Source organism: Planomonospora algeriensis (assembly GCF_977012225.1).
Genome location: NZ_CDRNDK010000257.1, coordinates 1 through 9,122, shown reverse-complemented (window position 1 = coordinate 9,122; position 9,122 = coordinate 1). Strand labels below are relative to the sequence as shown.

The window sequence follows — 9,122 nt, the reverse complement described above, 5'->3', positions numbered from 1 at the left end:
CCGGGGCGCTGCCCGGCCCCCTGCCCGGGCCCGTGCCCGGGCCCGTGCGCGGGCCCGTGCGCGGCGCCGTGCTCGGCGATCTCCGCGGCGTCGACCTTGATGCGGGTGGCCCTGTTCGCGGCGCTCTCCCAGAGCCACGCCTGGTCGCCCCCGACGATCAGATTGGTCTCGCTCATCCGGCCGGGAAGCGCCAGGCGGACCTTGTCGGCGCCGCCGTACCAGACCTTCAGCTCGTGCGAGCCGGCGAGCAGCGCGGTGGGCGAGCTGCCGCCCGCCCCCGTCACCTGCGGCAGCCCCGGCAGGCCGAAGGAGGAGGTCTGCATGAGGGTGCCCGACATGGGCTTCAGCCCGGACTCGCCGGCCCGGACGGCGTCGGCGAGCAGCTGCTCGGCGGTGCGCTCGGGCAGCACCGGATCCCCCTGGACCGCGGCGATGACCGGGCCCGCGCCGACCGCTCCGGCGACCACCGCGACCGCGGCGATCGGCACGCCCCACCTCACGGCGCGACCTCTCCGGGCCGGCCGGTGTTCCTGCTCTGACATGTCACTCCCTTACGGTATGTCTTTCATGTCCTTCTGTGCCTTCACCAGCAGCCTGCACGGGTGCTCCTGTGCCGGAGCTGAGACGAGCTGAGAGGTCCCACAGGGTTCTCAGCCGCTTCTCAGCCGCACTGGCCGAAGATGGGGGCCGGACAGCAGGGAGGCAGGGATGAGGGTTCTCGTCGTGGAGGACGAGCGGCGGATGGCCGCGGCGCTCCAGCGCGGACTGCAGGCCGAGGGGTTCGCGGTCGACCTCGCGCACGACGGCGAGGACGGCCTGCACCTGGCCAGGCAGGGCGACTACGACGTGGTCGTGCTGGACATCATGCTGCCCAGGCTCTCGGGCTACAACGTCTGCAAGCAGCTGCGGGCCGAGGAGAACTGGGTGCCGATCCTGATGCTGTCGGCCAAGGACGGCGAGTACGACATGGCCGACGGGCTGGATCTGGGCGCCGACGACTACCTCACCAAACCGTTCTCCTACGTGGTGCTGGTGGCCAGGCTCCGGGCCCTGCTGCGGCGCGGCGCCGGACGGCGGCCCGCCGTGCTGCGGGCCGGGGACCTGTCGCTGGACCCGGCCCGGCGCAAGGTCAGCCGGGGGCGGACGCCGGTGGAGCTGACGCCCCGGGAGTTCGCCCTGCTGGAGTACCTGCTCCGCCGGCATGACGAGGTGGTGTCGAAGACCGAGATCCTGGAGCACGTCTGGGACACCTTCGACACCGACCCGAACGTGGTCGAGGTCTACGTGGGCTACCTGCGCCGCAAGATCGACGCGCCGTTCTCCCGCAACGCTCTGCAGACCGTGCGGGGAGCCGGATACCGGCTGGCCGGCGATGGCGGCTGAGCCCTCCGGGTCTCCCGGCGGGGACGCCCGCGACGACGGGCGGAGGCGGAGTGCGGGCGCCCGCCGTACGGCCGGGTGGTGGCGGCGCAGGAGCCTGCGCTTCCGGCTGACCGCCGTCGCCTCGGCGGTGCTGGCGGTGGCGCTGGCCGTCTCCGCCTACGTGATGATGGGGGTGCTGGCCCAGGCGCTGCTGGACCGGATCGACGAGTCGCTCTACCAGCGGGCCCGGGAGATGGTCTCGCTCGCCGACGCCGGGCGGCTGCCCGGTGAGCTGACCTCGCCCGACGGCACCCTGATCCAGGTGATCGACGCCGCCGGGCGGATCACCCACGCCACCACCGGCACCGACCGGCTCGTGCCGCTGCTGGACGCCCGGGAGCGGGCCGCCTCGCTGGCGGAGGGCCGAGGGCGCTTCCTGGGCGGCGAGCCGTACGGGATCCCGCACCTGCTGCGGTTGCGGGTGCTCAGCGCGGACCGGGGGCAGACGGTGATCGCGGCGCGGGTCTTCAGCGAGGTGGAGACCAGCATCTCCACCGCAGGGCGGGTACTGCTCGTCGGCACGCCCCTGCTGCTGGTGCTGCTGGCCGCGGTCAGCTGGGTGATCGTCGGCCGGACCCTGCGGCCCATCACCGCGCTGCGCCGGGGCGCCGAGGAGATCACCGGCACCGCTCGGTCCCGCCGACTGCCGGTGCCCGAGTCCCGCGACGAGGTCTACAGCCTGGCCACCACGCTCAACGCCATGCTGGACCGGCTGGAGCGGGCCGACGCCCGCCAGCGCTCCCTGGTCTCCGACGCCGCGCACGAGCTGCGCAGCCCGCTGGCCAGCATCCGGCTCCAGCTGGAGGTGGCGCTCGGCCATCCGGGCGGCGCGGACGACTGGCGGGAGACCGCCGAGGGTGTGCTGGAGGACACCACGCGCCTGACCCGCCTGGCGGAGGACCTGCTCGCGCTGGCGCGTCTGGACGAGCGGGGCGGCGCGCTCGCGCGCCGGGAACCGGTCAGGTTGGACGAACTGGTCCCGCAGACCGTCGAGCGGTACGGCGGAGCCGTCGCGGTGAGGATCACCGGCGGTCCCGCGAAGCACGGGGGACCCGGCGGCCCGGGGACGCCGAGCGGGCCGCCCCGGCCGTCCCGGACGACGGGGACAACGACGGGAGGACCGACGGCGGGGCCGTCGTGGTGGCCGGGGACGCGCTGGATCTGGGACGGGTGCTGGTCAATCTGGTCGACAACGCGCTGCGGCACACCGTCTCACCGGTGGTGGTCGAGCTGCGGACCGAGGGCGCGGACGCGGTGCTGACCGTGACCGACGACGGGCCCGGCATCCCTGAGGACGACCGGGAGCGGGTGTTCGACCGCTTCACCCGGCTGGACAGCGCGCGCAGCCGTGACGAGGGCGGGGCGGGCCTGGGTCTGGCGATCGTCCGTGAGACGGTCGACGCGCACGGCGGCGCGGTGCACCTGGAGGACGCCGCCCCGGGCCTGCGCGCGGTGGTACGCCTCCCGCTCTCCTGACCTGCGCCGTCCCGATCGAGACGGCCTTGACCGTATCTTGTCCATCAAGCGATTGACTGTCAGATATGTCCGGATTTAGCGTCGCTCCATGACTTCCCCCGACGGCGGCCAGCCGGAGACGATCCTGCGCGCCGCGACCCGGCTGTTCGCCGCGCTCGGCTACGACGGCACCTCCACCCGGCAGATCGCCGAGGCCGTGGGGCTGAACATCGCCACCGTCAACTACCACGTCGGCGGCAAGCGCGAGCTCTACCTCGCGGTGATGGAACGCGCCCACCAGGCCGAGATGACCGTCCTGGAGGCGGCGGTCAAGGAGCTGGCCGCGGCCCCGCCGGAGCGGAAGGTCGCCGCCGCGCACCGGCTCCTGGACGTCTACGTCGACTTCTGCGCCGAGCACCCCGAGGTCCCGGCGCTGTGGATGCACCGCTGGCTCTCCGACGCCGGCGACATCACCGAACTGGAGCGGCAGTACGTCCAGCCGGTGGTCTCGTTCGTCGCCGACGCCCTGCTGCCCCTGGCCGGCGAGCACGCCGACGTCGAGTACGTGATCTGGTCGGTCATCTGGTCCACGCACGGCTTCGCCCGCGGCGGCGTGCTCGACCAGGCGGGCGACCGTCGCGGCCCCGGCGACCACCGGGCCATGCGCCGCTTCCGCGCGCACCTGCACCGCACGACCCACCAGGCCCTGGGCCTGCCCGGCGACCCGCCCTGACACCTCGCCGTGACCCGGCCCCCGGACGGCCTTCATAACAGATTGGTTTACCTTAGTCAGGATATTGCGGTAAATGGCAGGACAGGCCACCATGGGGACATCCCCTCCTCCGGGAGACCTCGCGAGAGGGGCCGGAACCACCATCGCCGAGGCGTCCCCCCGCCTCGTGGCCGGGCCGCCCGCCTATCCCCCCAGGCGGGCGGCCCGCTTCCGTTCCGGCTGCTTCCTCCGTTCCGGCCGTTTCCGACCGGCCGCCCCTCTCGCCTCCAGCCCGCTTCCCGCCCGGCTCCGGCCCGGCTCCCGCCATGTCCGACTCCGGTCCGGCTCCTCCGGCCGGCCCGCCGGTGGGACCGCCTCCGGCCTTCTCAGGGGAGCTCGGCGAACCGCTCCACGTCCTCGATCTTCCCGGCGATGATGATCACGTCGCCGTAGCCGAGGACGGTGTCGGCGCCGGCATAGGTGAACTCCTCGTCCTCGCTCTTGACGCAGACCACCGTCACGCCGTACTTGCGGCGCAGGTTGGTCTCCCCGAGGGGCACGCCGGTGTAGTCCCTCGGCGGGCGGGTCTTGACCAGCGCGTAGTTGGCGTCGACCTCCATGTAGTCGAGCATCCGCCCGTTGAGCAGGTGCGCCACCCGCTCCCCCATGTCGTGCTCGGGCAGGATCACGTGGTGGGCGCCGACCCGCTCCAGGATGCGCCCGTGGTCCCGGCTGATCGCCTTGGCCCAGATGTCCTCGATCTCCAGCTCCACCAGCAGGGAGGTGGTCAGGATGCTGGACTCCAGGTCGGTGCCGATGGCGACCACGGCCCGGTAGAAGTCGGGCACGCCGAGCTGGCGCAGCGCCTCCAGATCGGTGGAGTCGGCGGCGACGACGTGGGTGAGCCTGCCCGACATGCTCTGCACCACCTTCGGCCGGCTGTCGATCGCCAGCACCTCGGTGCCCCTCCGGACGAGCTCCGCCGCCAGCGAGCTGCCGAACCGGCCGAGCCCGATCACCACGACCGGGTCGTTCCTCGTGTCAGGCAACGATCGTCCTCTCCTCGGGTTCACCACGGGGATGCCGTCACGGGGCGCGCACGCCCCGCCCGGAACGGCGGACACGGGCGGCGCGGCCGTCGGGTCCCGCCGGAGCGGGGCGGCGGCGCCCGTGGACACGCCCACCGTAGCGAACCCCGGGACCGTCCCCTTCAACCGAAGCCATTGTTAGGTAGACCTTGCCTATTCAAGACCGCCTGTAACAAAATGGCGGTCCGCCCCTTCCCCTGGAGGCAGCCATGACCGCCACCGCCGAAGCGGAGATCCGCGAACGCGCGGCGCCGGGCAGTGCGGAGTCACCGCCGGACCGCGCCGCCCTGCTCGCGCTGCTGGCCCCCGTCCGGCGGCGGCTGGCGCTGGCGGGCGCCGTGCAGCTCGTCTACGCGGTCTCCTCCCTGGTGCCGTTCGTCTGCGTGGCCGAACTCGCGCGCGAGCTGCTCTCCCCCGGCCCCGCCGACCGGGGGAGGATCTGGGGGATCGCCGCGGCGGCGGTCGCCGGGCTGCTCCTGCGGTTCGTCTCCTTCGGCGTCGCGGGGGCGATCAGCCACTTCGCCGACGCCGACCTCCAGCTCGACCTGCGCCGCCGGCTGGCCGCCCACCTGTCGAAGGTCCCCCTGGGCTGGTTCACCGCGCACAACTCGGGCCAGGTCAAGAAGGCGCTCCAGGACGACGTGCGGGACATGCACCACCTGGTCGCGCACGCCCTGCTCGACCTGCTCACCGCCGTCGTCGCACCGCTCGCGGCCCTGGCCTACCTGCTCTGGGTCGACTGGCGGCTCACCCTGGTCGTCCTGGTCCCCGTGCCGCTGTTCGCCGCCGCATTCGCGATCATGATGCGCGGGTACGGCGAGCAGATGCGGCGCTGGAGCGAGGCCAACACCAGGATCAGCGCGGCGGTGGTCGAGTTCGTCCATGGCATCGCCGTGATCAAGACGTTCGGCCAGGCGGGCCGCTCCTACCGCCGGTTCGCCCGGGCCGCCGACGACTTCGCCGACTTCTTCGGGGCGTGGGTACGGCCGATGGTGCGGCTGAGCGGGGTGAGCACCGCGCTCATCGCCCCGCCCACGATGCTCCTCGTCGCGCTGGCGGGCGGCGTGCTGTTCACCGCGCAGGGCTGGATCGCCCCGGTGGACGTGCTCCCCTTCGTGCTGGTCGGCGTCGGGCTCACCGCGCCCTTCCTCGTCCTGGACATGGGGTCGATGCACCTGCGCCGCGCGGCCGAGGCCGCGGGCCGGGTCGCCCGGCTGCTCGCCACGGCGCCGCTCCCCGAGCCCGCCCGCCCCCGGCCTCCGCGCGGGCACCGCGTCGAGTTCGAGCGGGTGTGCTTCTCCTACGACGGCACGACCCCCGCCCTGCGGGACGTCGACCTGGTCCTGGAGCCCGGCACCGTGACCGCGCTGGTCGGGCCGTCCGGCGCGGGCAAGTCCACCCTCGCCAAGCTGCTCCCGCGCTTCTACGACGTCGACGCGGGCTCCGTCCGGGTCGGCGGCGAGGACGTCCGCGACATCGGGTCCGCGGAGCTGTACCGCCAGGTGGGCTTCGTCTTCCAGGACGCGCACCTGCTGCGCACCACGGTGGCCGCCAACATCGCGCTCAGCCGGCCCGACGCCGGCCTGCGGGAGATCGAGGAGATGGCGAAGGCGGCGCAGATCCACGACCGCGTCCTCGCCCTGCCCCGCGGCTACGACTCGGTGATCGGCGAGGACGCCCACCTGTCGGGCGGTGAGGCGCAGCGGCTCTCGATCGCCCGGGCGCTGCTGGCCGACGCCCCGATCCTGGTCCTGGACGAGGCGACCGCGTTCGCCGACCCCGAGTCGGAGGCGGCGATCCAGGACGCCCTGTCGACCCTGGTGGCCGGGCGCACGCTGCTGGTCGTCGCGCACCGCCTGTTCACCGTCACCGGCGCCGACCGGATCGCGGTGCTGGACGGCGGGCGGATCGTCGAGCAGGGCCGCCACGAGTCCCTGCTCGCACGCGACGGTCTGTACGCCCGGCTGTGGGCCGCCCAGGAACGCGGCACCCGACACGATTGGACGCACCGATGATCCGTGAGCTGACCGCCGTCCTGGGCGCGGAACACGGCGACCGCCTCCGCCGTCACCTGATCGCCATGGTCCTCTACGCGGTGCTCCAGGGCATGGCGTTCGCCATGCTCGTCCCCGTGCTGCGGGCCCTGCTGTCCGGCGGCTCGTCGGGGCCGTGGCTGGCCGCGTTCGCCGGGACGGTGGCCGCGACCTCGGTGGCCTTCTACCTCCAGGCCCAGTACGGCTACGCCGTCGGGCTGTCCGCGCTGCGCGGCCTGTACCACCGCATCGGCGACCATGTCACCTCGCTGCCCGTCGGCTGGTTCAGCGCCGACCGCGTGGGACGGCTCGGCCAGCTCGCGGGCAAGGGGGTGATGGACGTGATGAGCATCCCCGCCCATCTGCTCCAGGTCGTGGTGAGCGCGGTGGTGGCCCCGGCGACCGTGCTGGTGTGCATGTTCGTCTTCGACTGGCGGCTGGCCCTCGCCGCGGCGGCCACCGCGCCGGTGATCTGGCTGGCCTTCCGCTGGACCGCGGCCCTGGTCCAGCGGAGCGACACCGCCATGGACGCCGCCGCCGTCGAGGCCACCGACCGCGTCGTCGAGTTCGCCCGGCAGCAGGCGGTGCTGCGCGCCTTCGGGCACTCCGGGGAGGGCTTCCGCCTGCTGGACGACGCGCTGGCCGGGCAGCACAGGGTGCTGCGGCGGCTGCTCAGGACGACGCTGCCCGGACTGGGCTCGGTCGCGCTCACCGTCCAGCTCGCGTTCACCGCCATCCTCACCGCCGGCTGCCTCCTGGCGCTGGACGGCTCGGTGGACGTCCCGGAACTCGTCGGCGTCCTCGTGCTCGCCGTGCGCTTCACCGAGCCCCTGCTGTCCGCGGCCGACGTCGGCGCCGAGCTGCGGCTGGCCCGCGGCAGCCTGGCCCGGATCCACCGGGTGCTCGCCACCGCGCCGCTCCCCGCCGGGCAGGGCGCCGCCGCCGGGGAGCCCTCGGTCGAGCTGTCGGGGGTGACCTTCTCCTACGACGACCGCACGGTCCTGCACGAGGTGGGCTTCACCGTCGAGCCGAACACGATGACGGCGCTCGTCGGCCCGTCGGGTTCCGGGAAGACCACGATCACCCGGCTGATCGCCCGCTTCCACGACCCGGACGCGGGAGTGGTCCGCGTCGCGGGCCACGACGTGCGCGACTACCGCCCCGAAGAGCTCATGGGCCTGCTCTCCATCGTCTTCCAGGACGTCTACCTGTTCGAGGGGACCGTCGAGGACAACATCCGCCTCGGCCGCCCCTCCGCCACCGACGAGGAGGTGCGGGAGGCGGGGCGGCTGGCCGGGGTCGGCGAGATCGTCGACCGGCTGCCCGGCGGGTGGCGGGCCCGGATCGGCGAAGCGGGCGCCACGCTCTCGGGAGGCGAGCGCCAGCGCGTCTCGATCGCGCGCGCCATCCTCAAGGACGCCCCCATCGTGCTCCTCGACGAGGCGACCGCGGCGCTCGACCCGGAGAACGAGTCGGTGCTCATGGACGCCCTGGCGGTCCTGGCCCGCGACCGCACCCTGCTCGTCATCGCCCACCGGCTGCGGACCATCGCGAGCGCGGACCAGATCGTGGTCCTCGACGGCGGACGCGTCGCCGAGCGCGGTTCCCACGCCGAGCTGCTCGCGCGCGGCGGCCGGTACGCTGCCTTCTGGGGCGAACGCGAGCGGGCCGCGGGCTGGCGGCTCGCGCAGGAGGTGAGACCTGCCGGTTGACGGAGCGGGAGACATGAGCGAAGAGACGCGTCAGTGGCGGGTGCTGGGCCGCCCCCGGGGCCGCCCGGCGCGCATCACCCGGCCCTCCATCGCCGACGCCGCCCTGCACGTGGGTTTCGAGAACCTCACCCTCTCCACCGTCGCCGAGCGGCTGCAGGTCGCGCACTCGGCGCTGTACCGCCACGTCGCGGACCGCGAGGACCTGGTCATCCTGGCGATCGACCGCGCCCTCCGGCACGTCGCCTGGCCGGAGCCGACCGGGCGCTGGCGCACGGACCTCACGGAGCAGGCCGGCGTCCTGTGGCGGCTGCTGGAGGCCCATCCCGGTCTCGTCAGGGAGTTCCTCAAGCTGACGCGTTTCCCCGAGGAGATCATGGCGCGCTTCGGGGCCTCCGTCCGGCAGCTGATCGACTACGGGTTCACCCCGGAGAACGCGTTCCTGGCGGTGGACGCCGTCTTCGACCTCACCGTCGACGTCTTCAGCCGGGGCAAGCAGCTGGACGCCCCCGCCGGGGACGCCGACGTCCGGACGAGCACGGCGGACGCCTGGGCCGAGGCCGTCGGCGACGCCGTGGCCCCCATCATGCGGACCGCGCTGTCCGAGCCGGCCGCGCTGTGGTTCGGCCGCAAGCTCGACCTCGTGCTGGACGGCGTCGCCGTACGGCTCGCTCCCCGCGAGGCCGGCTGACCGGCCGCCTCC

At 73.7% G+C, this 9,122-nt stretch carries 8 protein-coding genes and 1 pseudogene; 7 read left to right on the top strand and 2 right to left on the bottom strand.

Annotated features, from left to right (window positions below; all coding sequences use genetic code 11):
- Window positions 1-488, bottom strand: a pseudogene (locus ACWJ6R_RS23310) (LolA family protein); the annotation flags it as partial.
- Window positions 489-708: 220 nt separating this feature from the next.
- On the opposite strand from ACWJ6R_RS23310, the gene ACWJ6R_RS23305 reads away from it, so the two are divergent.
- The 4 genes from ACWJ6R_RS23305 to ACWJ6R_RS23290 all read left to right on the top strand — a co-directional run bounded on the left by ACWJ6R_RS23305 (window position 709) and on the right by ACWJ6R_RS23290 (window position 3,610).
- The gene (locus ACWJ6R_RS23305; RefSeq protein ID WP_449064268.1) at window positions 709-1,383 is read left to right on the top strand and encodes a response regulator transcription factor; all 675 of its coding nucleotides are present in this window, start codon (window positions 709-711) and stop codon (window positions 1,381-1,383) included.
- Window positions 1,373-2,683 carry a histidine kinase dimerization/phospho-acceptor domain-containing protein gene (locus ACWJ6R_RS23300; RefSeq protein ID WP_449064267.1) on the top strand — a complete coding sequence of 437 codons (1,311 nt, stop codon included), beginning with the start codon at window positions 1,373-1,375 and terminating at the stop codon, window positions 2,681-2,683. Before ACWJ6R_RS23305 ends, ACWJ6R_RS23300 begins: the two co-directional genes overlap by 11 nt.
- Window positions 2,593-2,898, top strand: coding sequence for a sensor histidine kinase (locus ACWJ6R_RS23295; RefSeq protein ID WP_449064266.1), 306 nt, complete (start codon window positions 2,593-2,595; stop codon window positions 2,896-2,898). Before ACWJ6R_RS23300 ends, ACWJ6R_RS23295 begins: the two co-directional genes overlap by 91 nt.
- Before the next feature lie 88 nt (window positions 2,899-2,986).
- Window positions 2,987-3,610 carry a TetR/AcrR family transcriptional regulator gene (locus tag ACWJ6R_RS23290; protein WP_449064265.1) on the top strand — a complete coding sequence of 208 codons (624 nt, stop codon included), beginning with the start codon at window positions 2,987-2,989 and terminating at the stop codon, window positions 3,608-3,610.
- A 365-nt stretch (window positions 3,611-3,975) separates the two neighbouring features.
- Here ACWJ6R_RS23290 and ACWJ6R_RS23285 read toward each other — a convergent pair whose 3' ends face one another.
- Window positions 3,976-4,638 carry a potassium channel family protein gene (locus ACWJ6R_RS23285; protein ID WP_449064264.1) on the bottom strand — a complete coding sequence of 221 codons (663 nt, stop codon included), beginning with the start codon at window positions 4,636-4,638 and terminating at the stop codon, window positions 3,976-3,978.
- 248 nt (window positions 4,639-4,886) lie between these two features.
- Between ACWJ6R_RS23285 and ACWJ6R_RS23280 the strand changes: the two genes are divergently transcribed.
- The 3 genes from ACWJ6R_RS23280 to ACWJ6R_RS23270 are packed head-to-tail and all read left to right on the top strand — an operon-like array spanning window position 4,887 to window position 9,110.
- Window positions 4,887-6,692, top strand: a complete 1,806-nt coding sequence (locus tag ACWJ6R_RS23280) for an ABC transporter ATP-binding protein (RefSeq protein ID WP_449064263.1) — start codon at window positions 4,887-4,889, stop codon at window positions 6,690-6,692.
- On the top strand, window positions 6,689-8,422 hold the full coding sequence (locus ACWJ6R_RS23275) for an ABC transporter ATP-binding protein (RefSeq protein WP_449064262.1): 1,734 nt from the start codon (window positions 6,689-6,691) through the stop codon (window positions 8,420-8,422). The genes ACWJ6R_RS23280 and ACWJ6R_RS23275 overlap by 4 nt, the downstream gene beginning before the upstream one ends.
- Window positions 8,423-8,435: 13 nt before the next feature.
- Window positions 8,436-9,110 carry a TetR/AcrR family transcriptional regulator gene (locus tag ACWJ6R_RS23270; RefSeq protein WP_449064261.1) on the top strand — a complete coding sequence of 225 codons (675 nt, stop codon included), beginning with the start codon at window positions 8,436-8,438 and terminating at the stop codon, window positions 9,108-9,110.
- Window positions 9,111-9,122 lie beyond the last annotated feature (12 nt).

Coding starts and splice junctions, on each gene's coding strand:
- ACWJ6R_RS23305 (WP_449064268.1), top strand. CDS start 709: ATGAGGGTTCTCGTCGTGGAGGACGAGCGGCGGATGGCCGCGGCGCTC.
- ACWJ6R_RS23300 (WP_449064267.1), top strand. CDS start 1,373: ATGGCGGCTGAGCCCTCCGGGTCTCCCGGCGGGGACGCCCGCGACGAC.
- ACWJ6R_RS23290 (WP_449064265.1), top strand. CDS start 2,987: ATGACTTCCCCCGACGGCGGCCAGCCGGAGACGATCCTGCGCGCCGCG.
- ACWJ6R_RS23280 (WP_449064263.1), top strand. CDS start 4,887: ATGACCGCCACCGCCGAAGCGGAGATCCGCGAACGCGCGGCGCCGGGC.
- ACWJ6R_RS23275 (WP_449064262.1), top strand. CDS start 6,689: ATGATCCGTGAGCTGACCGCCGTCCTGGGCGCGGAACACGGCGACCGC.
- ACWJ6R_RS23270 (WP_449064261.1), top strand. CDS start 8,436: ATGAGCGAAGAGACGCGTCAGTGGCGGGTGCTGGGCCGCCCCCGGGGC.